This window comes from Acinetobacter sp. PC34 (assembly GCF_051789135.1).
Lineage (GTDB): Bacteria > Pseudomonadota > Gammaproteobacteria > Pseudomonadales > Moraxellaceae > Acinetobacter > Acinetobacter johnsonii.
This window is the reverse complement of record NZ_CP196664.1, coordinates 796,524-820,777: the sequence shown is the minus strand read 5'-3', so window position 1 is coordinate 820,777 and position 24,254 is coordinate 796,524. Positions and strand designations below refer to the sequence as shown.

Here is a 24,254-nt window from a genome sequence, read left to right as displayed (position 1 = left end):
TTTAACTTGCCTATGCATATAAAATTTAATGATCTTTTCTCTCAAATGCAGCAACAGCTTGAGCAACCTCAAGCTGTTTTAAATGATCAACTTTTAATTGAGTTGGTGGAGCGTATTCGTCCAATAGATGCGTATCAAACCGATGAAATCCATCAAAAATTTCAAGCGCTCATTCAAGCATTACTCATCACACCCGATGCCGCATCGACCTTACAAAGCTTTGTGCTGCGGCTTATTTCCCAATATAAACAAACCAGTCTTTATGCCGACACAGGTATCTTGTCTTTAGATGGGTTTTGGAACCAATTGTCGCAGCGTTTAGGTGCACATTTTCTCCCACTGATTAATGACGAAACTCAACTGCAAGATTTAGTCCGTCGCGTTTTCCCCAACCGAAGTGATAAATATTGGCTCGATAACATCCGGGACAGTGACTGGCTACAACTACTGAACCTGCTCAATCACGGGCATGCCAATCAAAAAGAAAAAGTCAAAATTCGCAGTGAAGTGATTAAAGCCATTACGGTGTTGTCTTATCGGATTAGTGGTATTGGTTTATATCCAGAGTTTATTAATGCGCATCCTGAACTGACCGAATATGAATCGCCTTTTTTAGTTCAGAACCGCGAAATTATCGAGTTCATTCAACAGTATAAAAAAGCACATCAAGAGGCAGAAACCTCGAGTGTGGTTGCCCCACCCGACGCCTCTCAAGCACTGGTCATGATTGAGCAGTGTCGTGATGTGGTATTGAAAATTCGTCGTGCGACCAAACGTATTGGGGTCAGTGTCAGTTTAACTTATCTGATTTCCTTACTTGAGCAATGCTTAGACCGCGTCGAACTGTTGCTCAATTTAATTGTAGAAGAAGGCGAAGCACACTATGAAGCGGTGAGTCTGCTCTTGGTCGACATTACCGCTGCGATTTATAGTGAACGGAGTGTGCGCTCTTTACTGACGACCAATAGTGAATTGATTGCTTTACAGGTGACTGAAAATGCCAGTAAAACGGGCGAACACTATGTAAGTACAGACAAACAAGGCTTTTTAGCCATGTATAAGTCCGCAGCGGGTGCAGGTGTCATCATTGCAACCATGGCCACCCTGAAAATCTTGTCAGCACGGATGATCATGGCGCCGCTCATGCAAGCCTTTGTTTACAGCATGAACTACTCATTGGGGTTTATGCTGATTCATGTCTTGCACTTTACCGTGGCAACAAAGCAACCAGCAATGACAGCGGCGGCACTCGCGGCAACTGTACAACAGCGCAAAGGTTCAAAAACAGCGCAAATTGCTGAATTAGCAGCGCTGATTATTAATATTATTCGCACCCAATTTATTGCTATTTTGGGCAATATCTCAATTGCCATCCCTGTTGCCGCCTTTATTACATGGGCATGGGCAACTGGCATGCATGAACCGCTACTCAATCATGCAAAAGCGGCGAAAGTCTTACATGACTTAAACCCTTTTACCTCTTTGGCCATTCCGCACGCCGCGATTGCGGGTGTCTGTTTGTTTTTATCGGGACTTTTGGCGGGTTATTTTGACAATATGGCGGTTTATCGCAAAGTTGGCCCTCGTTTAAAAGCACACCCTCGTCTCAAAACCATCATGGGACAAGAACGGCTCGATAAATTTGCAGGTTATATAGAACGTAACTTAGGTGCGTTGGCGGGTAATTTTCTGTTCGGGATTATGTTAGGAAGTATGGGAACCATTGGTTATATTTTGGGTTTACCCCTAGATATTCGCCATATTGCCTTTGCTTCAGCAAACTTCATTCAAGGCCTGATGAATATTAATGGTAGTCCTGAGATTGGCTTGATTATTGTATCTTTCCTCGGAGTACTCGCTATTGGTCTGACGAACTTATTTGTTAGTTTTACTCTCACGATTATTGTGGCTTTACGTGCACGTCGGGTCCGTTTTGAACAGTGGAAACCGTTAGCAAAATTGGTTTTAACCCATTTTCTAACGCGACCAAGTGACTTCTTTTGGCCACCCAAAGTACCTCTTGAAGTTGATGAAAGTTCGAACAATACAAAACACCATACAAAATGATTTTGTACCCATTTTGAGCTCTTGTTACACTGTAAACAAAATTTTATACATGATTAATCAACACTTGAATTAAAGTGTACTGATGAGTACACTTTAACCCAGTAAATAACCGCGCTTAAATCGGTTGAAATGACACGAGTTCCAGCATGCCTTACTTGTTGCTTTTTATCGGTATTATTTTATTTATAATCAGTGTATTAGCTCTAAGCATTCAACCACTCACCGCTTTAGATCTGGCGATGGTCGAATGTTTCAGCACATTAAGAACTGAGCCTATAGATAAACTTGCAATACTTTTATCGGCACTCGGTGGCATGCCGTTTGTATTATTTCTAACCACTCTATGGTGTTTCCATCGTGCATGGTATAAAAAGTATAGAGATGTTGTTTTTATTGGTTTAGGCGTTGTTGGAAGTATTGCTTCTGCTTGGCTACTTAAATTTCTAATTTCAAGACCACGCCCACCAGAAATGTTTCACCTAGTGACGAGCTATGGTGCTTCCTTTCCGAGTGCGCACAGTATGTATGCTGCCACTTTGGCGTGTCTTGCCATTTTCTTAAGTCGACCATTTCCTGCACATCGTTATGTTGTATGCATTGCTATTTTATGGATGCTGATGATGGGAATTTCAAGAGTCTATCTTGGAGTACACTTCCCATCCGACGTTCTCGCAGGTTGGAGCATTAGTATTATCTGGATTTCACTGCTTTACATCTTGTGTGGCAGATATACCCAATTAAATACACATTATTTTTAGATAAGAATCTAATCGAGGTGGAACAATGATATCGGCAAAGCTTTGGGCCCCAGCCCTTACCGCTTGCGCATTAGCAACGAGTATTGCACTTGTTGGTTGTAGCAAAGATCCAAAGGATGCGCAGCAAGCTGGCGCTTCTCAACAAATGCCACCTACTGAAGTCGGTGTCATTGTTGCACAACCGCAAAATGTAGAACAATCTGTAGAGTTATCTGGCAGAACCACGGCATTTGAAATCTCTGAAGTTCGCCCACAAACGAGTGGAATCATTCTAAAACGTTTGTTTGCGGAAGGCAGTTATGTACGTGAAGGCCAGGCACTTTATGAACTTGACTCTCGTACTAACCGCGCAACATTTGATAATGCCAAAGCAGCATTATTACAACAAGAAGCGAATTTAAGCACACTCAGAACCAAATTGAATCGTTATCAGCAACTGGTTTCAAGCAACGCTGTTGCGAAGCAAGACTATGACGACTTAGTGGGTCAAGTAAATGTCGCTGAAGCACAAGTGGCAGCAGCACGTGCTCAAGTTAAAAATGCTGAAGTGGACTTAGGTTACTCAACCATCCGCTCTCCAATTTCAGGTCAAACCAACCGCTCTACAGTTACTGCTGGTGCTTTGGTGACTGCAAACCAAACAGAGCCATTGGTGACGATTCAACGTTTAGACCCGATCTATGTTGATATCAACCAATCAAGCTCTGAACTTCTTCGTTTACGTCAACAATTGAGTAAAGGTAGCTTAGACAGCAGTAACAACACGCGTGTGAAGCTGAAACTTGAAGATGGCAGTGACTATCCAATCGAAGGCCGCTTAGCGTTCTCTGATGCCAGTGTCAATCCAGATACAGGGACTGTGACGATTCGTGCGGTGTTCCCGAACCCGAATCACTTGCTGCTTCCAGGTATGTTTGCCAATGCACAAATCGTTCAAGGCGTAATCCCGAATGCGATGTTAGTGCCGCAAATTGCAGTGACTCGCACACCAACAGGTCAAGCGATGGCAATGATTGTGAATGACAAAGGCGTAGTAGAGCCTCGTCAAATCACCACAGTTGGTATTCAAGGCCAAGACTGGATTGTGACTGAAGGCCTTAAAACAGGTGAAAAAGTTATTGTTGACGGAATAGCAAAAGTTAAAGCTGAACAGAAAGTTGTTGCGAAACCGTATCAACCTAAAGCAACAGCACCTCAAGCTCCAACAACGGATGCTAAAAAGACAGAAGCTGGTGCAAAAACTGAACAAAAAGCTACTTCAAATACATAAGGGGTAGACGAATATGGCTCAATTTTTCATTCATCGCCCTATTTTTGCTTGGGTGATTGCACTGGTGGTTATGTTGGCGGGGGTTCTTTCGCTAACTACAATGCCTGTTGCTCAATATCCAACAATTGCACCACCAGTGGTGACAATTGCTGCAACTTATCCAGGTGCTTCTGCACAGACTGTTGAAAACACAGTCACTCAGATCATTGAACAACAAATGAATGGTCTGGATGGTCTACGTTATATCTCTTCAAACAGTGCGGGTAACGGTCAAGCATCTATTAACTTAAACTTTGAACAAGGCATCGATCCTGATATTGCTCAAGTTCAAGTACAGAACAAACTACAATCGGCAACGGCACTTTTACCTGAAGATGTACAACGTCAAGGTGTAAAAGTCACCAAGTCTGGCGCAAGTTTTATGCAAGTACTTGCATTTTACTCTCCAGATGGAAGTCTTTCTGGGGCGGACATTAATGACTATGTAAACTCAAACATCTCTGAACCGCTGAGCCGTGTTGCAGGTGTTGGTGAACTTCAAGTCTTTGGTGGTCAATATGCGATGCGTATTTGGCTAGATCCAGCGAAAATGAACAGTTTGCAAGTGACACCAAGTGACATTGCTGCTGCAATTCGTGCTCAAAACGCTCAAGTGGCTGTAGGTCAGTTAGGCGGTGCACCTTCTGTACAAGGTCAAGTGCTGAATGCGACTGTCAATGCGCAAAGTATGTTGCAAACACCTGAACAATTTAAGAATATATTTCTAAAAAATACATCTTCTGGTGCTCAAGTCCGTTTGAGTGATGTTGCGCGTGTTGAACTCGGGTCAGATAACTATCAGTTCGACTCTAAATTTAATGGTAAGGCTGCTGGCGGTGTTGCGATTAAACTGGCAACTGGTGCAAATGCACTAGATACAGCAGCGGCTGTAGAAAAGCGCCTCAGTGAACTTCGTAAAAACTACCCAAATGGTTTAAAAGATCAACTGGCTTATGACACCACACCGTTTATTGAACTTTCGATTAAGAGTGTTGTTAAAACCTTAATTGAAGCGATCATTTTGGTCTTTATTGTGATGTTCCTGTTCTTACAGAATTGGCGTGCCACAATTATTCCAACATTGGCTGTTCCAGTGGTTGTATTGGGCACATTTGCTGTCATTAACATCTTCGGTTTCTCAATCAACACGCTCACCATGTTTGCGATGGTCTTAGCGATTGGTTTATTGGTTGATGACGCAATTGTCGTGGTGGAAAACGTAGAACGTGTCATGGTCGAAGAACATCTTGACCCTGTAGCGGCAACTGAAAAGTCCATGAAACAGATTTCTGGTGCCTTGGTCGGTATTACGAGCGTGTTAACCGCAGTATTCGTACCGATGGCATTCTTTGCGGGGACAACAGGTGTTATTTACCGTCAGTTCTCGATTACGCTTGTTACCGCAATGATTTTGTCACTGATCGTGGCATTAACCTTCACCCCTGCCCTGTGTGCAACCTTGTTAAAACAACATGATGCAAACAAGCCAGAAAGTAATAATATTTTTGCGCGATTCTTCCGTTGGTTTAACAGTAGCTTTGAAAAAGTTGCCGTGAAATACCAAGGCGGTGTCAACCGCATGACGCACCATAAAATATTCTCTGGTGTGGTTTATCTACTGGTGCTTGCAGGTTTATTCGGTCTGTATAAAGCCTTACCTTCTTCATTCTTACCAGATGAAGACCAAGGCGTCGTCATGACTTTAGTTCAGCTTCCACCAAGTGCGAGCCTTGAACGAACGGATAAAGTCATCACAACTATGACTGATTACTTCTTGAACAAGGAAAAAGAAAATGTAGAGTCGATCTTTACTGTTTCTGGTTTCTCATTCACAGGGGTTGGCCAAAATGCTGGTCTTGCATTTATCAAATTGAAGGACTGGAGTGAGCGTACGACACCTGAGTCGCAAATTGGTGCCATCATCCAACGTGGTATGGCATTGAATATGATTGTGAAAGACGCCTCTTACATCATGCCATTGCAATTACCTGCAATGCCAGAATTAGGTGTTTCTTCAGGTTTTGACATCCAGTTAAAAGATGCTAGTGGTCAAGGTCACGATAAACTGATTGCAGCACGTAATGCTGTGTTAGGCATGGCTGCACAAGACAAACGTCTTGCTGGTGTTCGTCCAAATGGTCAAGAAGATACTCCGCAATATCAAATCAACATTGATCAAGCGCAAGCAGGAGCAATGGGTGTAAGTATTGCCGATATTAATTCAACCATGAACATGGCGTGGGGCGGTTCTTATATCAATGACTTCGTTGACCGTGGTCGTGTGAAAAAAGTTTATGTTCAAGGCGACTCAAATACACGTATGATGCCGGAAGACCTAAACAAATGGTATGTACGTAACAACGTAGGTACGATGGTTCCTTTCTCTGCATTTGCATCGGGTGAATGGACTTATGGTTCACCTCGTCTAGAGCGCTATAACGGTATTGCTTCGGCTAACATCCAAGGTACTCCAGCACCAGGCGTTAGTTCGGGTGATGCAATGCTCGCGATGGAAGAAATCATTGGCAAGTTACCATCTATGGGCTTAGATGGTTTCGACTATGAATGGACGGGTTTATCTTTAGAAGAACGTGATTCGGGCAATCAAACAGCTCCGCTGCTTGTTCTTTCAATGCTTATCGTCTTCTTATGTCTTGCCGCATTGTATGAAAGTTGGTCTATCCCTGTTTCAGTATTGCTGGTTGTACCACTTGGTATTATTGGTGCATTTACTTTAACGTGGTTAGGTATGATCATCAAAGGCGATCCAAATCTGTCATTTAACATCTACTTCCAAGTCGCAATTGTTGCCGTGATTGGTCTTTCTGCGAAAAATGCAATCTTGATCGTAGAGTTTGCAAAAGAGTTGCAAGAACAAGGTGAAGACTTGTTTGATGCAACCCTTCATGCTGCAAAAATGCGTTTACGCCCAATTATCATGACCACCCTTGCTTTCGGTTTTGGTGTCCTTCCGCTTGCCCTTTCAACAGGTGCTGGTGCAGGTAGTCAACACTCGGTAGGCTTTGGTGTCCTTGGTGGTGTAATTAGTTCTACACTGTTGGGTATTTTCTTCATTCCAGTATTCTTTGTTTGGATTCGTAGTATTTTCAAATACAAACCTAAGAAACAAAATAATCAGGAGCAAACATCGTGATGCAAAAAGTATGGTCTATTTCAGGTCGTAGCATTGCGGTATCTGCACTTGCGCTTGCTTTGACTGCATGTCAAAGCATGCGTGGTCCAGAACCCGTCGCTCAAGCGGATATCCCAACAGGATATATTGGTTCAACGACAGGTCCATCTGTTGCAGAACAAGGCTATAAAGACTTTTTTGCTGATCAGCGTTTAGTCCAAGTCATCGAGTTAGCACTAGCCAATAACCGTGACCTCCGTACGGCGACTTTAAATATTCAACGTGCTCAGCAAGCGTATCAAATTAGCGAAAACAACCAACTGCCAACCATTGGTGCAAGTGGTAGTGTGCTTCGCCAAGATACACTCAGCAGCAACAAACCCATGACAACCTATAATGTTGGCCTTGGCGTAACTGCGTATGAGTTAGACTTTTGGGGGCGTGTTCGTAGCTTAAAAGACAATGCTTTAGACAGCTATTTGGCGACTCAAAGTGCACGTGATGCAACACAAATTTCGTTGATTGGTCAGGTTGCACAAGCATGGCTGAGCTATTCGTTTGCTAATGCCAACTTAAAACTGGCAGACCAAACCTTAAAAGCACAGCTTGAGTCGTACAATCTAAACAAAAAACGTTTTGATGTAGGTATCGATAGCGAAGTCCCTGTGCGTCAAGCGCAAATTTCGGTTGAAACCGCACGTAATGACGTTGCGAACTACAAGACTCAACTTGCACAAGCACAGAACTTACTCAACCTGTTGGTGGGTCAGCCTGTTCCTGCAAACTTATTGTCTCCTCAACCTGTGAAACGTATTACCCAAAGTACGGCGTTGACAGCGGGCTTGCCAAGCGACTTGTTAAATAATCGTCCTGATGTCCGTGCTGCGGAATATCAATTGTCTGCTGCGGGTGCCAACATTGGTGCGGCAAAAGCACAGTTATACCCAACCATCAGCTTAACAGGCACAGCGGGTTATGCATCGACAGATTTAAGCGATTTGTTTAAATCAGGTGCCTTTGTATGGTCACTTGGCCCAAGCTTGGATATTCCAATCTTTGACTGGGGCACACGTCGTGCCAATGTGAAGATTTCAGAAACTGACCAAAAAATTGCGTTGTCAGATTATGAAAAAACCATTCAAACCGCTTTCCGTGAAGTGAATGATGCCTTGGCAGTACGTGAAAATATTGGTGACCGTCTAGCAGCGCAACGTCGTCTGGTAGATGCAACCAACACCACTTATAAACTTTCAACTGCTCGCTTCCGTGCAGGTATCGATAACTACCTGACTGTACTTGATGCACAGCGTACATCGTACTCAGCGGAACAAGGGTTGTTATTGCTTGAACAAGCAAACTTAAACAACCAAGTTGAAGTGTATAAAACCCTCGGTGGCGGTGTAAAAGCCAACACGACGGATCAAGTGGTGAAACAACCTTCATCTTCAGATGTGAAATACAACAAAACAGCAAACTAAGGTTTGCAACATCAAAAGCTCACTTCGGTGGGCTTTTTTATTGCTTTTTGCTGGGCTTTTTCCTATCTTCAAAGATAATCAAATCATTTGAATATTGAACATTATGCTTTTAAGTAACCTTGAGTCTGTTCCTGGACATCGCATTTCCCAACAACTGGATGTGGTCTATGGCAGTACGGTTCGAAGTAAACATGTCGGGCGCGACTTTTTGGCAGGGTTAAAAAATATTGTCGGTGGTGAACTCACTGCCTATACCGAGCTTTTAGAAGAATCACGCCAAGAAGCCATGAATCGTATGATTGCGAAAGCACAAGGCCTAGGGGCCAATGCCATTGTAGGTATTCGTTTTTCAACTTCTAATATTGCCCAAGGTGCATCTGAGTTATTTGTTTATGGCACTGCGGTCCGTGTTACACCATTAGACAACCATCTCCCCGATCCATTTCCAACACAGGCCTAAGCGATGGAAAGTTTAGTTTTCCAACTGCTGATCTTTGCGGTGCTCTTTAGCGTCGGTTTTGGCTTTGGTCGTTATAACGAACGCAAACATTTGGCAGAGCTTGAACAAAATGAGAAGCGTCTTGCTTACATTACTGTGGGTAATTTACGCAAAGTAAGCTTCGAACAGTCTGGGCAGATGATCAGCAGCAATGTTGTGATTTCTCATGACTACTTCAAATATGTATTGGCGACCGTGCAAAACTTTTTTGGGGGTAGACTCACCAGCTATGAAAGTGTTGTAGATCGTGCTCGTCGTGAAGCCATCGTCCGACTCAAACTTGAAGCGGAAAAACACGGCGCAACGCATATCGCTTGTATGCGATTGGCGACCACAGAAATGGGTATGCAAGGCGGTATGGTTGAAGTCTTTGCTTATGGGACTGCCATTCAAAATCCTTAAACAGCGACTATTGACCAATCATCCATTCACTAAACTCAAACAGCATGAGCGTTCAAAATAGCTCATGCTCGCTCACCTTCTATCGTACATTCGGATGGTAGATTGCTCACTAGAGCATAATTCTCTACACTGAACACAATAAAAATGGACATTACCTGCACTGTAAATAGGTCACAGATAATGAAATCTTTAGCACTAAAAATAAGTATGGCTGTACTCAGCATGATTCCACTTGTAGCCAAAGCTGAATTAATTGTACTGGCATCCCCTCAAAGTAATGATGCGTACTATGCAAAAATGATTGATGATATTTTTGATTTTCACGTCGATTATGCAAAAAAAAATTATTAAAAATGGAGACAATGTCGTTGTTCTGACGGACAAGGGCCTCTACCCCGACTATGTCAAAGCCTTGGGCAAAAAGCATGTGGCAATCGCACCGATGCATGACATTTGGATGCGCGACTTCACCAGCGCCAACCCAGCTCAACCCATCATGTTCCGCTACACGGCGGCAGGACAAGGTGGCGCTAAAAAAGGTCAGGCCATTTCAGATGAAGTGCAAGACGAGTTTAAATACTACAGCCAAAAGGCTGGCTTACAGTTTACGCAAAGCAAACTATTGAATGATGGCGGAAACTGGGTGGAAGGTGGTTATGGCAATGTCGTCCTCAGCACCAAATTCCTAGCGGATAACAAGCTCACCGAAAGTGAAGCCCGTAAGAAATTAATGGCGCTGACGGGTGCAAAACAGATTGCGTTCATTGAAGCCGATGAACAAGGGGGCTTGGAACATGCCGATGGCGTAGTCAGCTTTGTCGACCAAAATACCTTGGTAATTAACTCTTACCCTGAAGATCCCGACTATGCTAAGCAACTCAAAGCCGATTTAAAACGCGGTATTCCCAATGTTAAAATTCGTGAAATCATCACCCCTTATGATGGCAGTGAAATCTACGATGAAAAATTTGGTTCTGCATGTGGCCTATACACCAATATGCTGGTGACGCCTGAACGGATTTACTTCCCGCAATTTGGGATTAAAGAGGATACTGTCGCTTTACAACAAATTCGTAGCGTAACCAAACGTACTGTTGTCCCAATACAGTCTTCTAATGTCTGTCATATGGGCGGCGGTGTGCGCTGTTTGTCTTGGCAAGTGCGTGGGAAAAATGCGGAATTGTTTTTAAACTATTTAAATAAAATCAGTAAGTAGTACAACTCTATCTCCCCTATCAAAGTATAGGGAATATGGGAACAACATCCCCAAAAAGGCAGGTGGAAGTGACGTTCCTCCTGCCTTTTTCAATTTACTTCACTTTCATCTTACGAATCATTTTATACAACGTTGTAGGCGATAAACGAGACACCAGAACCCCCATTTTCTCCTTACGCCCACCGATTACGATGTATTCTTCACCTTTAAGCAAAGCACTCACCACCGTTTGCGCAAAAATATCAGGTTCTAAACCATTTTCAATCGCTTCGTCTTGATGACCCTGTGGTTTACCCTCGCCATTTAAAGCATTAAACGAGACATTGGTTTTAACAAAGCCCGGGAAAATCACCGATACGTCTACGCCCTCGTTTGCCACTTCGGCACGCAGGCTATTTGCCCACATATGAATGGCAGCCTTAGCTGCTGAATAGCTGGCACGGTACTGCGTCCCCAACAACCCCGCAACACTCGAAACAAAGGCAATACGGCCAGATTTTTGCGCTAAAAATGTCGGTAGAACGGTTTTGGTTAAAAACACCTGTGAAAAATAATCCACTTCCATAATCGCACGTTCAGTCTGCATGCTGGTGTCAGCAATCAAGGCACGCTGGCTTAAACCCGCATTATTAATCAGCCAATCAATTCGACCTTTTTTCTGTAGCACTTGCTCATAGGCATGACGAACTTGAGCTTCATCGGTAATGTCGGCACAAATGGAAATATGTTGATCTGGATTGAGCAGCCCGACACGAACTTTTTCGAGTTCGTCAAAACGTCTTGCCGTGAGGACCACCTCAGCACCCTGTAAAGCACATTCTTTAGCCAGTGCTTCTCCTAACCCTGAAGATGCCCCCGTAATCCACACCACCTTAGCGTCTAAACTGTTTAACTGTGCCATGTCCTTATTGCCTCATACCGAAGTTTTATTTGCAGATTGATCATTTAAAAAAGTCAGGAAATGATCGAAATATTGACTCATCATCTGCGCATCATAGATACGCCCTAACTTATCAAAACGTTTATAGCCCAACTGGGTCGTTAAGTTAATCACCCCATTTAGTGTTTTATCGACCACCAGATTAAATTTAAGCATTTTTTTGGGTTCACGGACCAGACTGGTCACCCCTTGATCGACAATTTGCGTAAATACCTTCAAAGCTGGAGCAACATAACTGTTATTGCCCTTTTCCATCTGTTCCGCACAACCCAAAAGTTCGGTAACTAAGGTTTTTTCGACTGGGTAGCTTAAAAAATGCATGTTCTCGGTGTCATACATCCTTTGCTCTAGATAATTCACCATTGGAATTAGACGGTCATTTGAAAAAAAAGACACAGACCACGGCATGTACTTACGCATAGTGTCCACAATGTGCTGAATAATTTTCTCAGACTCCCCATCGACTGAGGTAGACAAGCGTGCAAGATCGCCAAAGACTTGATCAATCACTTCACATGAAATATCCGCTAAAACCTCACCCAAAGGTTTGGCAAGGTTTTGGCTTTCGCCGGCATTAAGCTGTTGATGAATGTGGGCAAAGCGTTGGTGAGTTTCAGGTTTTAATTTTAATGATATTTGATAAGTCATAGTGATCCCCCCTTTTTTTGATTTTTTACTGCGAACAAAGCGCACTCTAGGTTTAGACACATCATAAAGCGCTCTGCATCATGTCGCAATTGCTAGATCAACGCATTTGCTTTACATGCCCCCATTTGCGATTTCTTTGCTACAATAGATGCAATTTTTTATCTACTTTTGAACTGTTTGAACTATGACTGATTCAGCGCAAAATATCGCTACAACTTACGATCCGACCGAGATCGAGAAAAAATGGTACCAAACTTGGGAAGAACGTGGCTATTTCAAGCCCTCTGAAAAAGGTGAGTCATTTTGTATCATGATTCCGCCACCAAACGTCACCGGTAGCTTGCACATGGGTCATGGTTTTAACAATGCCATTATGGATGCGTTAACCCGCTACAACCGTATGTCAGGTAAAAATACCTTATGGCAACCGGGTACAGACCATGCGGGTATTGCAACGCAAATGGTAGTTGAACGTCAATTGGGTGCTCAAGGTGTCAGCCGTCATGACCTTGGCCGTGAAAAATTCATCGAAAAAATCTGGGAATGGAAAGAGCAATCAGGCGACACCATCACCCGTCAGATCCGTCGTTTAGGTTCATCAGTCGATTGGTCGCGTGAACGCTTCACGATGGATGAAGGTCTATCCAATGCAGTAAAAGAAGTGTTCGTTAAACTGCACGAAGACGGCTTGATTTACCGTGGCAAACGTTTGGTGAACTGGGATCCAAAACTGCAAACTGCGCTTTCTGACCTCGAAGTTGAGTCAGATAAAGAAGAAGCAGGTTCACTGTGGCACTTCAAATATTTCTTTGAAGATAAAAACCTACGTACCCATGATGGTAAAGACCACATTGTTGTCGCGACCACACGTCCTGAAACATTGTTAGGTGATACTGCAGTTGCTGTGGCACTGGATGATGAACGCTATACACACCTTGTGGGTCAGAACATAATCCTGCCAATTACAGGTCGTGCCGTTCCAATCGTTAAAGATGAATATGTCGATAAAGAATTCGGTACAGGCTGTGTGAAAATTACGCCTGCACATGACTTTAACGACTATGAAGTTGGCAAGCGTTGTGAATTGCCTATCATCAATATCTTCAATAAAAATGCAGAAGTGTTGGCAGAGTTTGAATACATCGCGAAAGCGGGCGAACAAATCTCGAAAACCATTGCTGCCCCTGCGGACTATATTGGTTTAGAGCGTTTTGCAGCACGTAAAAAATTGGTTGAACAAGCTGAAGCTGAAGGCTGGTTAGACCAAATCCAACCCTACACCTTGAAACCACCTCGTGGTGATCGTTCAGGTGTGATCGTTGAACCATTATTGACAGACCAATGGTATGTAAAAATTGCACCATTGGCTCAACCTGCCATTGAAGCGGTTCAAGACGGTCGCATCAAGTTCGTGCCTGAACAGTACAGCAACATGTACATGGCGTGGATGAACAACATTCAAGACTGGTGTATCTCTCGTCAACTTTGGTGGGGTCACCGTATCCCAGCTTGGTACGATGCTGAAGGTAACATCTATGTGGGTCGTGACGAAGCTGAAGTCCGTGCCAAAAACAACATCCCTGCTGATGTTGCGCTTAGCCAAGATGAAGACGTACTGGACACATGGTTCTCTTCTGCACTGTGGACGTTCTCAACCCTTGGTTGGACTGGCGATGCTTCGATCGATGCGGAAAACTATTTCCTCAATACTTTCCACCCAACTGATGTGTTAGTGACTGGTTTTGACATCATCTTCTTCTGGGTTGCTCGTATGATTATGTTTACGATGCACTTCATGAAAAATGAAGATGGTACGCCACAAGTTCCGTTTAAAACGGTATACGTTCACGGTTTAGTTCGTGATGGCGAAGGTCAAAAAATGTCGAAGTCTAAGGGCAACGTGCTTGACCCACTGGATTTGATTGACGGTGTTGACCTTGAGACTTTGGTACAAAAACGTACTACAGGTCTAATGAACCCGAAACAAGCAGCGAAGATTGAAAAATCAACCCGTAAAGAGTTTCCAGAAGGCATTCAAGCTTATGGTACAGACGCAGTTCGTTTCACCTTCTGTGCACTGGCGAACACAGGTCGTGACATTAAGTTCGACATGAAACGTGTTGAAGGTTACCGTAACTTTGCCAACAAAATCTGGAACGCAACCCGTTTCGTAATGATGAACTGTGAAAATCAAGAAATTGGTAGCGAAGTTCGTCAAGACCTTTGGGAATTGCCTGAACAGTGGATCTTGAGCCGTCTGCAAAAAGCAGAAGCTGCGGTACAACAAGCCTTTGCAACTTACCGTTTAGACTTGGCTGCACAAGCAATTTACGAGTTCATTTGGAATGAATACTGTGACTGGTATGTCGAACTGACGAAACCTGTTCTGAATGATGAAAACGTATCGGTTGAGCGTAAAGCTGAAGTTCGTCGTGTACTTCTTGCGGTGATGGAAGCATCTTTACGTCTTGCACACCCAATCATGCCGTATTTGACTGAAGAAATTTGGCAAACACTTGCACCGAAACTCGGTATTTCTGGCGAAACCATTATGCTGGCGCAGTACCCTGTTGCTAACCCTGAGCGTGTAAACGAACAGGCTGAAGCAGACATGCAATGGCTTCAAGGTTTGATTGGTGCAGTACGTAACATCCGTGGTGAAATGGGCTTAGGTAATGCACGTCTATTACCAGTGCTTCTACAAAACACGACGGAAGCTGAGAAAGCACAGATCACACGTATTGAAGCGTTGTTTAAAGCCTTGGCGAAAGTGGAAAGCATTACTTTCTTGGCTGACGGTGAACAACCACCATTGTCTTCTTCATCTGTTGTAGGTCACGTGTCTGTCTTTGTTCCTATGAAAGGGTTAATTGACCCGAAAGCGGAATTGGGTCGTTTGCAAAAAGACTTAGACAAAGTGCAAAAGCAGCATGACGTCATTGCAGGCAAACTTTCTAATGAAGGTTTTGTCGCGAAAGCACCTGCGGCCGTAGTTGAAGGCGAGAAAGTTAAACTTGCTGAGTTTGCTGACCAATTAGTGAAGATTAAAGCGAATATGGAGCAGATTGCAGCGCTTTAAGGTGTTGTAATTAAAAATCTAATCTGTAATATAAAGGGCTGATTATTCAGCCCTTTATTTTTATGAAATATCATCGTGAAGAAGAACTTAAAAGTAGATTAAATAATTTTTTTATCACGCAATTTTCTCTTCCAGAAGATGATTATTATAGTCGTCTTGACAGTGATAAAATAATTTCTTTGAAAATGGCTCTCTCTGATATAAATAACCTATTAACCATGAAAATAACAATTTCATTTGTTAATTGGATTTCAAAAAAGTTTCATCTTTCTCAAGAGTCAAAACAAAAATTAACCGATGAAATTTTATCCATAAAACCTAGTACTAATGGTTATGATCTTGTTTCAAATGAAATTATAAAATTGATAGCTGAAGTTAAGTGTAATATTCCAATTAATGGTGGGACAAAATATGGGTCTGCTCAACGAAATGGTATAACTAAAGATTTAAATAACCTACTTTATGGTAAGACTAAGTCAAAATTAAATACGACAGAATATTTTAAATTTATGGTTTTTCTTGAAAATCAATCAGTAAGAGCAGCAAATCAACATTATATCAATCTATCAAAAGAACTAAAGGAGAATCTCATAATAGTTGATGAAACTACATCATTTGATAGAAAAGACTGTATTTATCTAATATATATTAATTTTTAATTAAAAACTGATCGTAAAAACTCATATAAAAGTAAAAGAAGCATGACCAAATTGCCACCAAACTTTCTAATGAAGGCTTTGTAGCGAAAGCTCCTGTGGCTGTGGTTGAAGGTGAAAAAGTAAAATTGGCTGAGTTTGCGGACCAGTTAACGAAAATTAAAGCGAATATGGAGCAGATTGCAGCGCTTTAATGTGTTGGTAGTTTGATTTAATTTGTAGTATAAAGAGCTGATTATTCATAACTTTTTTTATCAACTGAAAACTCCAAATTTTCAAATTTAACTATTTTAAATTCAGTTTTATTATTAACTTTTTTCAAATTTAACAGAATTACATTTTCATTTAGATAAGTTAAAATTCTCCAATCTTGATTTTTAGCATAATTTTCAACTTTGGCTAATTTACTTCTTGTAACATCTGAATCAACTTTTGCTTGATAATTCCCTATAGCAAAACATGAAATTAACAAACAAATAAGTACATTTATATCCTCTATTGAAAACTTATTGTTAATTTCTTTAAATATTAATGCAGTACAGCTAAAAAAAATCAATAGAATAAGTGATCTAAAATCTTCATATTGAAGACAATAAACTAAAAAAAACAATGAGGGAAGAGAGGCAACAAAAATCCAAAGTAAAGAAGAATGTTCTTTTATATTTTCAAAATTGAAAAAACTTAAAATTACATTTAATATAAATGCTAAAAGAACTCCTAATTGGAATATTATATATGCTATAACAAAGCATAATAAAAAGAATATGAATAGCTTAAAGGTGGACATTACTAATAAAGATATTGTTATATCTTTAATTAAAAATTCCACCCCCAAAGTACTAAAATATGCATAGAGGTTCGAACCTCCTAACATCACTAATAAAACCGTTATTAAAACCATCAACTCTGTGGGTTGAAGTTCCAAAATTTTCTTCTTAAAATCCAAAACACACCGCCAGTTTCTATAACAACTAGTTATTAATCAAAAATTTAAGATTAGATAGCATCATTTTTCCACTTAAGCAAGTAAGAAAGTGATTGAAAAACTTGTCATGTATATTTTAGTCCCATCCAAACTATTCATAGGCTATAACATTAGTACTCAAAGCATCATGATTCCAATAACGCACCACACTCAAATCCAAAGTCTCTAAAAAATTGCTACGTTCGGCATCATACTCAATCGCATCGTCTGTGCCATGCTGACTTCCATCTAACTCAATGACCAAACCAATTTCATGACAGTAAAAATCCACAATATAAGGTTTGATCACATGCTGACGGCGAAACTTAAGATTCATAAATCGTTTAGCACGAAGTAATTGCCATATTAAATGTTCTGCATCTGTGGCATTGCTTCGCATAGTTTTGGCGAATTCTAATAATTGTGGGTCTATCATTTTTATTATTACCTCTCCCTAGCCCTCTCCTAAAAGGAGAGGGAATTTTCATTATTAAATTCATGGTGCTATAAAATCACTTGCAGCTCCCTCTCCCTAAGGGAGAGGGAGAAAAGCATTAAAGCACCCCATGCTCCAACAACATCTCGACCCCACTCACCTTTTTCATATGCTTTAAACGTTCTTTTTCCCACTTCAACTGTTGCTTTAACTCAGCAACGTCCTTATCAACCACCTTATACACATCACTCATTTTGAGCTGTTTGGTATTGATATGACTGCTTAAGTGAAAAGACGCAAAAATCTCTTCTAACTGACTTTGCAAATTCTGACTCTGTGCTTCTAAAGACAACTGATAAAACTTCACTTGTTCAGAACTTAAAGCTTTTGAGCTTAAGCCTTTATTGGTCTCTAGCTGTAACTGAAGTTTTAGTAAATAAAATAAATCCTGCTCTGCATAAGCATCATTGACCTTCTGTAAAAGCTCAGTTTTTTCCAACTTCTTCGCTTCGTCAGGTTCACGGTCTGGGTGAATCATCGCGGTAATTTTTAAATACACCGTTTTCAGCGACTGCACTGCCATTTTGGCTGCTTGCTCACGTTTTTCTTGTTGTTTTAACTGCTTGGCACGTTCCCGCTCTGCGTCATACTGGGTAGAATCGTATTCATAATTTTCCCAGTCCACATCCACGTTTTGTACTACCGTTTCAGCGAGGTCATGATTTTGTATTGAGTTCGTTTTGGTTTTCTTCGCCCATACATGCTCTGCATGCTGCATATAGAAAGTATCCACTTTCTCTACCTGTTCTTTCTGCACGGAAGTTAGCATCTGAGATTTTTTTAGCATCTTGGCTAAAGCGGCTATTTTGGTGTCAATCTGCGCCAGATCAACTTTGCTAAAGGCGTCACTGGCTAAGTGCTTCCACAGGGTATCAAGCTGTGCAAATAAAACCGTGTGTAACTCGCTATACACAGGTAAAAGCTTACTGCGTGTATAGTTTCGAATGTCGGCTTGCGCATTTTTCCATGCTGCCAGCTCTTGTTTTTGCTGTTCAATCTGATCAATTAAACGATTTAATTTTTTCTGCTGCGGGGAGCGCTCAACCTTAGGCAGTTGGCTCATTTTTATATCGTAAGACATCACAACAATGCACAGTAAAGCAGAAGATACTTCAGTGTAGCAGATCACTCCAATCTGCCACAGTCAAAGCCTCAATGTTAAAGTGCAACCACACGGTTACGCCCTTGCGCTTTAGCTTGGTACAAATGCTGGTCTGCACGGCGCATGGCGGTCTGTGCATCGCTATCTGTAACCTGAACCACACTCACCCCGATACTAATACTGATGGGATGCTGATCCAAAATTGGGGCTTGTTCGACAGTTTGTCGTAGATTTTCAGCCAAAACCATTGCACCTTCAAGCGTGGTCGTGGGTAACAACACCACAAACTCTTCACCACCATAACGAGCAACAAAGTCCGACTCACGGATGTTCGAGGACAACACCTGCGCCACCCCTTTTAAGACTCGATCACCCACCTCGTGCCCATACTGATCATTCACTTTTTTAAAGTAATCCACATCCAACAACAGCACCGCATAGCCCACGTGACTACGTGTAAACTGAGCGTATAAATAATCCAGATAATCGGTCAAAGCACGGCGGTTATATAGTCCTGTCAGTGCATCATGCCGTGCCAACTTTTCTAATTCTATATTGGCCGCTTTAAGTTCCTTTGTGCGTTCCTGAACCTTTTGCTCAAGCGTTGTATTGGCATCCATTAGCTGATGTTTTTGTGTCAACAGTGTGTCGGTCATACTATTTAATGACTGTGACAAGCCTTTAATTTCTCGAATACTGGTATTCGCCTCAAAGTAAACATCTTCACGTCCCTGCTCGACTGCATGCGCACTTTTTGCCAAGTTTTCAATTGGACGGCTAAAACGATTCGCTAAGCGATAAGTCACAAAAAGTAGCAGTAATGAAATCACAAAACCAATAGCTAAGATTTGATGTTGCAGTGACCGAACTTCTACCAAGGCTATCGAAACTGGCTGGCGAATCATGACATGCCAACCTAAGTTCATCTGTGTTTTTGAAAATACAGGAACATCCGTGGTGAGGTAGTTTTGTCCTTCTCCCCAGTCATGCACAAAGTAATTGCCATGTTGTTTACTAAAACTCGGAGGGTTCACCTGACCAATACTTTTAAACGGATACAGAATTTCACCCGCTTGGTTCACAATAAAGACTTCAATCCCACGTTGTGCGGCATTTTCAGACAATGAACTTTTCAGCACATGGCTTGCCCAGCTCCAGTCTGCATGCGCAGCCAAAACGCCATTTATTTTATGCGTCGTAGGGTCATAAATGGGAGTCGCAAAATCAATAAAACGCATCGGTTCATTCGGGTTAATGGCTTTGATTTTTTTGGCGAGCAGAACAGCCTTGTGTACATCGCCCAAATATACTCGCTTGGAACCGTGAATAAACCAATCCCGCTCAGATACATCTGCACCTTGCAATAAATGGTTTGCCGCAACTTCGACTTTACCTTCGGGGTTAGCAATCCCAAGCCATGCATAATATTGATATGATTTTTTAACTTGATCGAGTTGCTGTTGAACACGTGGATTATTAAAGTCTGCCTCAGCAATAAACGGTGATTGACTCAAAAGCACCATTTCCCGTTCACGTTCTGTCAACGAATTTGCCAAAGTATTACTGATACTCTTCGCAGCAATATATAAGGTTTGACCGCTGGATTTACTCATTTGAGCCGAAGCAGTTTTACCGATATATAAGGTAATACAGAGCCCCAAAGTAAACGCCAAACCAGCAAATAACACCATCAATCGATTACGAAATGAATCCATTTTTAGCATTTACCCCACTGCTCCTCAGTTTAAAGTGTTTCAGTCAACAACAAAACCTGCGCGATATTTCGACTCTTTCTCTGTGCTAAAGCGATGTTTTAGCAATACTTTGATATCGCTATCCATGTGAGCTTTTGAATCTTACCAATAGTTTTCGACCGCAATATTTCCTTCACCACGGCGGTTCATCGTCAAACCACGTGCTTTTAGGGCTTCTTTGGTGTCTTCGACCATTTGCGGGTTACCACACAGCATCACATGACTGGTTTCAGGGTTCAGGCTCAAACCGACTGCTTTTTCCAAGTCACCATTTTCAATCAGTACAGGTAAGCGGTCATGCAGTGGCGCATGTGGATCACGTGTAATAATCGGCACAAATTTAAAGCCTGTATGTCCTTCACCAAAGGTCTCTGCAATTTCTTGAATACGTGTTGCATACGCTAATTCAGAGGCTGTACGTACGCTATAAACCAGCGTAATGCTCTCGTACTTCGACCACGTCTCAAAGTCTTGCAACATCGAAATAAAAGGTGCAAGCCCTGTCCCTGTACCAAGTAGCCATAAGTCTTTTGGTAACGGCAACTGATAACGCGCCAAAGTCAAAAAACCGTACGGGATCTTTTCAAGGTAGATGTCATCATCGACTTTTAAGTGTTGTAAGTTCGAAGTAAATGCACCTTCAGGCACCACAATCGAGAAAAACTCTAAAGTTTCATCAAAGGGAGAAGACACCACCGAATACGCTCGAACCACCAATTCATCACCCACTTTGATGCCAATACGGGCAAATTGTCCTGCGGTAAACTTAAAATGTGCAGGTCGCGTCATGGTGAAGCTAAAAAGTGTATTGGTCCAACGGTGTACGGATAAAACCTTTTCTAGGCTAAATTTTTCAATTGACATGATTTCAGCGTGGCATCAAAGACGTTGCTCATGTTAGCATGACCACATAATTTGTTAATATTTTTTAAATGTTAAGGCTATATTCATGCGCATGACTTTACGCCAGTTGGCGGTTTTTGTAGCAGTTGCTCAAGAAGGCACAGTAACCAAAGCCAGTGATGCGGTTCGACTCACCCAGAGTGCTGCGAGTATGGCTTTAGCAGATCTAGAGGACGGTTTAGGGGCTCCACTGTTTGACCGTCTAGGTAAGCGTCTTCAGCTCAATGATCTGGGTCGTTTCCTGCTGCCACAAGCTTTAGAAATTTTGGGTCGCTGTGATGCTTTCGAGCAAGCCGCTAAAGGTGAGTTACAAAGCATTGATTTACGTTTGGGTGCAACCCTGACCATCAGTGACTACCTCATGCCTGACCTGATGGCTGACTTCTTACAAATTCAACCTCAAGCCCATTTACAGCTGCAAGTTGGTAATACCCGTCAAATGATTGAGGCGGTGAATCAGTTCCAACTAGATTTGGCCCTGATTGAAGGCTCTTGTCACTTGCCGCAACTGCAATGTATTCACTGGCGTGACGATGAGTTAGCCGTCTGCTGTGCACCAGATCATCCTTTGGCGCAGTTAAATCGTACATTAACACCTGAAGACTTTAAATCGGTCGAGTGGATCTTGCGTGAAGAAGGTTCAGGTACGCGTGAAGTGTTTGATAATGCTATTTTAAAAGACTTGCCTGATGCCAATATCCGTCTGACCTTGGGTCATAATGAAGCAATTTTAAAAATCGTGGCAGGTGGTTTAGGGATGTCATGCATTTCAAAACTGGCAACGGAACCTTTGCGCGAAAAAGGCCAGTTGGTGGTGCTTGATACGCCGTTTTGGTCTCTCACACGTCCACTGTTCATGTTGGTGCATCGTCAGAAGTACCAAGGCCCAGGACTCAAAGCCTTTATGAAATTCTGCGAAAAATAAGTAAGTAAGTAAAAAGCACCCAAGGGTGCTTTTTTATTTCCCAAATTGGCGCTCACAAGGCTCACCATCATTGTTCCCATCCATTTGGGTATTTGGACAATTCCCTAAGAAGTAAACCGCTTCTTCATAAGAACGCATTTGGGAGCAATGGGTACGTCCATCGCATTTAAACTGTCCAGTGCTGACAGGTAAACGACCGTTTTGTTTATCAATACTTTCCGTTACGCGTTCAGAACGGGGTTGATTGGTCTGATGCAGACCTGCATCTAAATTACGCTTCCCTTGCTCAGATAGGATTTGATCGGGCAACTTTCCTAAAGCTTTACGCTGTTCTTCTACAATCTGTTGTTGCTCGAGCATCAACTGCTCAGCTTTACGCTGTTTTTCTGCACTATAATAACTTTGATATTTCCCATAGATCAAAAAGCCCAATGCCGCGACGATGATGATCCCAATCACGGTGATGATGGTACTTTTATGCCCTGCCTCATGGTAACGTGGTGAGGCTTGGGTACGTGCTTTTTTCTTATTTGGTGATGTCGTTGCTTTGCTTTCTGAGGACAGACCAAGCCGCTGGATATTGCCAGCCTTAAACTTGCCTTGGTCTTCTACAATCATAAACTGAAGTACTTCACCAATCTTGGGTTCAATGTTGTGCTGTGGCAAATCTTTGATATGAAAAAATACATCATCAATATCCCCTTCCACCTCAATGAAACCAAAACCACGGGAGGTACTAAAGCTTTTGATTTTTCCTTTCAGAAACATAATCTGCTCTATTCAACTGTATTTTTCGTATTGTAATCAATAAAAAAGAGGCTAAAAAGCCTCTTTGCTTCAAAATGCAAAGATTAATCTTTGCACGATTGAACTCTGAATCAACGCTGACTTAGCGTCTAAAATTAGACAATAAGTCTGTGGTAATCGATTTATTATGACTTGAGACTTTCGATTTCTTGGCTTTGGCAGAGTTGTCTTCAACCCGCTCAATTTTAATTGCTTTATAGCGATCGCCATTTTCAACCACATTAAACTTCACGCGTTCATTGCGTTTCGGCTCACCTGAGTCTGCAGGGAAATCCGAGATATGAAAAAATACGTCGCCTTCAGGTGAGGAAATAAAGCCAAAACCTTTGTCAGCGTTATATTGCTTAACTTTTCCTTGATATTGCTCGGCTTTCATAAACAGATCCTAATATGTACACGCTTTGTTGTAGTATATAAAAAAGAGGCTATAAAAGCCTCTTTTTGCTGGGGCTCAATCTTAATCTTTTTGAACTGAACCAAAGATTTTATCGCCCGCATCGCCTAGACCCGGCACGATATAACCATTGGCATTTAAGCCTTGGTCAATTGAAGCCGTGAAAATAGTGACATCTGGGTGCGCATCCAAAACACGTTTAATACCTTCAGGCGCCGCAACCAACACCATCACACGAATGTCTTTACAGCCACTTGCTTTCAATACATCAATCGCAGCAACCAATGAAGAACCCGTTGCAAGCATTGGGTCGATGATCATCGCTAAACGGTTTTGTACATCTGGAACTAATTTTTTGTAATAAGTACGTGCTTCAAGCGTTTCTTCATCACGCTCTAAACCCAGTACAGACACTTTTGCACTTGGAATCAGGTTTAAGAAACCATCTAACATGCCAATACCCGCACGTAAAATTGGCACAACCGTAATTTTTTTACCCACAATGCGATCTACCGTTACTTTACCATTCCAACCATCAATTTCATGGTCGCAAACAGGTAAATCTTTGGTCGCTTCATAGGTCAACAGCATGGTCACTTCTTGAGCCAACTCACGGAAGTTTTTAGTGCTGATATCTGCACGACGAAGAAGACCAAGCTTATGACGAATCAGTGGATGACGAATTTCATGGATAGCCACGGGAGAGCACCTAAAAGGTAAAATA

At 42.1% G+C, this 24,254-nt stretch carries 20 protein-coding genes and 2 pseudogenes; 12 read left to right on the top strand and 10 right to left on the bottom strand.

Translation table 11 applies throughout. From position 1 onward, the window contains the following. Positions 1-12 precede the first annotated feature (12 nt). The 8 genes and pseudogenes from ACSC9N_RS03980 to ACSC9N_RS03945 all read left to right on the top strand — a co-directional run bounded on the left by ACSC9N_RS03980 (position 13) and on the right by ACSC9N_RS03945 (position 10,862). On the top strand, positions 13-2,067 hold the full coding sequence (locus ACSC9N_RS03980) for a site-specific recombinase (protein ID WP_236770099.1): 2,055 nt from the start codon (positions 13-15) through the stop codon (positions 2,065-2,067). Between the two features lie 146 nt (positions 2,068-2,213). After that, on the top strand, positions 2,214-2,825 hold the full coding sequence (locus tag ACSC9N_RS03975; protein WP_005400364.1) for a phosphatase PAP2 family protein: 612 nt from the start codon (positions 2,214-2,216) through the stop codon (positions 2,823-2,825). A gap of 25 nt (positions 2,826-2,850) precedes the next feature. After that, positions 2,851-4,095, top strand: coding sequence for an efflux RND transporter periplasmic adaptor subunit (locus ACSC9N_RS03970; protein WP_151835886.1), 1,245 nt, complete (start codon positions 2,851-2,853; stop codon positions 4,093-4,095). A gap of 13 nt (positions 4,096-4,108) precedes the next feature. Continuing rightward, on the top strand, positions 4,109-7,288 hold the full coding sequence (locus tag ACSC9N_RS03965; protein WP_094148965.1) for an efflux RND transporter permease subunit: 3,180 nt from the start codon (positions 4,109-4,111) through the stop codon (positions 7,286-7,288). Continuing rightward, the gene (gene adeK / locus ACSC9N_RS03960; protein ID WP_004695429.1) at positions 7,288-8,745 is read left to right on the top strand and encodes a multidrug efflux RND transporter AdeIJK outer membrane channel subunit AdeK; all 1,458 of its coding nucleotides are present in this window, start codon (positions 7,288-7,290) and stop codon (positions 8,743-8,745) included. Before ACSC9N_RS03965 ends, adeK begins: the two co-directional genes overlap by 1 nt. A gap of 103 nt (positions 8,746-8,848) precedes the next feature. Further along, complete coding sequence (locus tag ACSC9N_RS03955; RefSeq protein WP_094148967.1) at positions 8,849-9,205, top strand: YbjQ family protein; 357 nt, start codon at positions 8,849-8,851, stop codon at positions 9,203-9,205. Positions 9,206-9,208: 3 nt separating this feature from the next. Further along, entirely contained in the window at positions 9,209-9,646 is a 438-nt protein-coding gene (locus tag ACSC9N_RS03950; protein ID WP_278345181.1) for a YbjQ family protein, read from the top strand. Between the two features lie 180 nt (positions 9,647-9,826). Continuing rightward, positions 9,827-10,862: pseudogene (locus ACSC9N_RS03945) on the top strand (agmatine deiminase family protein). A gap of 94 nt (positions 10,863-10,956) precedes the next feature. Here the strand turns inward: ACSC9N_RS03945 and ACSC9N_RS03940 are convergent. Then, complete coding sequence (locus tag ACSC9N_RS03940; RefSeq protein ID WP_010327340.1) at positions 10,957-11,763, bottom strand: SDR family NAD(P)-dependent oxidoreductase; 807 nt, start codon at positions 11,761-11,763, stop codon at positions 10,957-10,959. Positions 11,764-11,775: 12 nt separating this feature from the next. Then, entirely contained in the window at positions 11,776-12,450 is a 675-nt protein-coding gene (locus tag ACSC9N_RS03935; protein ID WP_010327341.1) for a hypothetical protein, read from the bottom strand. 184 nt (positions 12,451-12,634) lie between these two features. Here ACSC9N_RS03935 and ACSC9N_RS03930 point away from each other — a divergent pair, with 184 nt between their 5' ends. The 3 genes and pseudogenes from ACSC9N_RS03930 to ACSC9N_RS03920 form a co-directional block, all read left to right on the top strand. Further along, on the top strand, positions 12,635-15,529 hold the full coding sequence (locus tag ACSC9N_RS03930; RefSeq protein ID WP_010327342.1) for a valine--tRNA ligase: 2,895 nt from the start codon (positions 12,635-12,637) through the stop codon (positions 15,527-15,529). Between the two features lie 62 nt (positions 15,530-15,591). Further along, the gene (locus ACSC9N_RS03925) at positions 15,592-16,188 is read left to right on the top strand and encodes a hypothetical protein (RefSeq protein ID WP_439036114.1); all 597 of its coding nucleotides are present in this window, start codon (positions 15,592-15,594) and stop codon (positions 16,186-16,188) included. A 35-nt stretch (positions 16,189-16,223) separates the two neighbouring features. Then, positions 16,224-16,379, top strand: a pseudogene (locus ACSC9N_RS03920) (hypothetical protein); the annotation flags it as partial. 41 nt (positions 16,380-16,420) lie between these two features. Here ACSC9N_RS03920 and ACSC9N_RS03915 read toward each other — a convergent pair. The 5 genes from ACSC9N_RS03915 to ACSC9N_RS03895 form a co-directional block, all read right to left on the bottom strand. Then, a complete protein-coding gene (locus ACSC9N_RS03915) occupies positions 16,421-17,110 on the bottom strand; it encodes a hypothetical protein (RefSeq protein WP_129556767.1) in 690 nt (229 codons plus the stop codon). A gap of 151 nt (positions 17,111-17,261) precedes the next feature. Then, entirely contained in the window at positions 17,262-17,585 is a 324-nt protein-coding gene (locus tag ACSC9N_RS03910; RefSeq protein WP_010327347.1) for an endonuclease domain-containing protein, read from the bottom strand. A gap of 118 nt (positions 17,586-17,703) precedes the next feature. Further along, the gene (locus ACSC9N_RS03905) at positions 17,704-18,726 is read right to left on the bottom strand and encodes a hypothetical protein (RefSeq protein WP_029575092.1); all 1,023 of its coding nucleotides are present in this window, start codon (positions 18,724-18,726) and stop codon (positions 17,704-17,706) included. A 77-nt stretch (positions 18,727-18,803) separates the two neighbouring features. After that, complete coding sequence (locus ACSC9N_RS03900; RefSeq protein ID WP_010327349.1) at positions 18,804-20,471, bottom strand: sensor domain-containing diguanylate cyclase; 1,668 nt, start codon at positions 20,469-20,471, stop codon at positions 18,804-18,806. Positions 20,472-20,603: 132 nt separating this feature from the next. Beyond that, positions 20,604-21,365: a ferredoxin--NADP reductase gene (locus ACSC9N_RS03895; protein ID WP_010327350.1), complete on the bottom strand. Its 762-nt coding sequence runs from the start codon at positions 21,363-21,365 to the stop codon at positions 20,604-20,606. An 85-nt stretch (positions 21,366-21,450) separates the two neighbouring features. Here ACSC9N_RS03895 and gigC point away from each other — a divergent pair, with 85 nt between their 5' ends. Further along, complete coding sequence (gene gigC / locus ACSC9N_RS03890) at positions 21,451-22,329, top strand: LysR family transcriptional regulator GigC (RefSeq protein WP_010327351.1); 879 nt, start codon at positions 21,451-21,453, stop codon at positions 22,327-22,329. 33 nt (positions 22,330-22,362) lie between these two features. Here gigC and ACSC9N_RS03885 read toward each other — a convergent pair whose 3' ends face one another. The 3 genes from ACSC9N_RS03885 to upp all read right to left on the bottom strand — a co-directional run bounded on the left by ACSC9N_RS03885 (position 22,363) and on the right by upp (position 24,229). Then, positions 22,363-23,097: a cold shock domain-containing protein gene (locus tag ACSC9N_RS03885; protein ID WP_278345179.1), complete on the bottom strand. Its 735-nt coding sequence runs from the start codon at positions 23,095-23,097 to the stop codon at positions 22,363-22,365. A gap of 121 nt (positions 23,098-23,218) precedes the next feature. After that, positions 23,219-23,512, bottom strand: coding sequence for a cold shock domain-containing protein (locus ACSC9N_RS03880; RefSeq protein WP_005400349.1), 294 nt, complete (start codon positions 23,510-23,512; stop codon positions 23,219-23,221). An 81-nt stretch (positions 23,513-23,593) separates the two neighbouring features. Continuing rightward, the gene (gene upp / locus ACSC9N_RS03875) at positions 23,594-24,229 is read right to left on the bottom strand and encodes a uracil phosphoribosyltransferase (protein WP_058870138.1); all 636 of its coding nucleotides are present in this window, start codon (positions 24,227-24,229) and stop codon (positions 23,594-23,596) included. Positions 24,230-24,254: the final 25 nt, after the last annotated feature.

What these genes read in the sequence shown, in the direction of transcription:
- ACSC9N_RS03980 (WP_236770099.1), top strand. Translation starts at nt 13, where the DNA reads ATGCATATAAAATTTAATGATCTTTTCTCTCAAATGCAGCAACAGCTT.
- ACSC9N_RS03975 (WP_005400364.1), top strand. Translation starts at nt 2,214, where the DNA reads ATGCCTTACTTGTTGCTTTTTATCGGTATTATTTTATTTATAATCAGT.
- ACSC9N_RS03970 (WP_151835886.1), top strand. Translation starts at nt 2,851, where the DNA reads ATGATATCGGCAAAGCTTTGGGCCCCAGCCCTTACCGCTTGCGCATTA.
- ACSC9N_RS03965 (WP_094148965.1), top strand. Translation starts at nt 4,109, where the DNA reads ATGGCTCAATTTTTCATTCATCGCCCTATTTTTGCTTGGGTGATTGCA.
- adeK (WP_004695429.1), top strand. Translation starts at nt 7,288, where the DNA reads ATGCAAAAAGTATGGTCTATTTCAGGTCGTAGCATTGCGGTATCTGCA.
- ACSC9N_RS03955 (WP_094148967.1), top strand. Translation starts at nt 8,849, where the DNA reads ATGCTTTTAAGTAACCTTGAGTCTGTTCCTGGACATCGCATTTCCCAA.
- ACSC9N_RS03950 (WP_278345181.1), top strand. Translation starts at nt 9,209, where the DNA reads ATGGAAAGTTTAGTTTTCCAACTGCTGATCTTTGCGGTGCTCTTTAGC.
- ACSC9N_RS03940 (WP_010327340.1), bottom strand. Translation starts at nt 11,763, where the DNA reads ATGGCACAGTTAAACAGTTTAGACGCTAAGGTGGTGTGGATTACGGGG.
- ACSC9N_RS03935 (WP_010327341.1), bottom strand. Translation starts at nt 12,450, where the DNA reads ATGACTTATCAAATATCATTAAAATTAAAACCTGAAACTCACCAACGC.
- ACSC9N_RS03930 (WP_010327342.1), top strand. Translation starts at nt 12,635, where the DNA reads ATGACTGATTCAGCGCAAAATATCGCTACAACTTACGATCCGACCGAG.
- ACSC9N_RS03925 (WP_439036114.1), top strand. Translation starts at nt 15,592, where the DNA reads ATGAAATATCATCGTGAAGAAGAACTTAAAAGTAGATTAAATAATTTT.
- ACSC9N_RS03910 (WP_010327347.1), bottom strand. Translation starts at nt 17,585, where the DNA reads ATGATAGACCCACAATTATTAGAATTCGCCAAAACTATGCGAAGCAAT.
- ACSC9N_RS03905 (WP_029575092.1), bottom strand. Translation starts at nt 18,726, where the DNA reads ATGTCTTACGATATAAAAATGAGCCAACTGCCTAAGGTTGAGCGCTCC.
- ACSC9N_RS03900 (WP_010327349.1), bottom strand. Translation starts at nt 20,471, where the DNA reads ATGCTAAAAATGGATTCATTTCGTAATCGATTGATGGTGTTATTTGCT.
- ACSC9N_RS03895 (WP_010327350.1), bottom strand. Translation starts at nt 21,365, where the DNA reads ATGTCAATTGAAAAATTTAGCCTAGAAAAGGTTTTATCCGTACACCGT.
- gigC (WP_010327351.1), top strand. Translation starts at nt 21,451, where the DNA reads ATGCGCATGACTTTACGCCAGTTGGCGGTTTTTGTAGCAGTTGCTCAA.
- ACSC9N_RS03885 (WP_278345179.1), bottom strand. Translation starts at nt 23,097, where the DNA reads ATGTTTCTGAAAGGAAAAATCAAAAGCTTTAGTACCTCCCGTGGTTTT.
- ACSC9N_RS03880 (WP_005400349.1), bottom strand. Translation starts at nt 23,512, where the DNA reads ATGAAAGCCGAGCAATATCAAGGAAAAGTTAAGCAATATAACGCTGAC.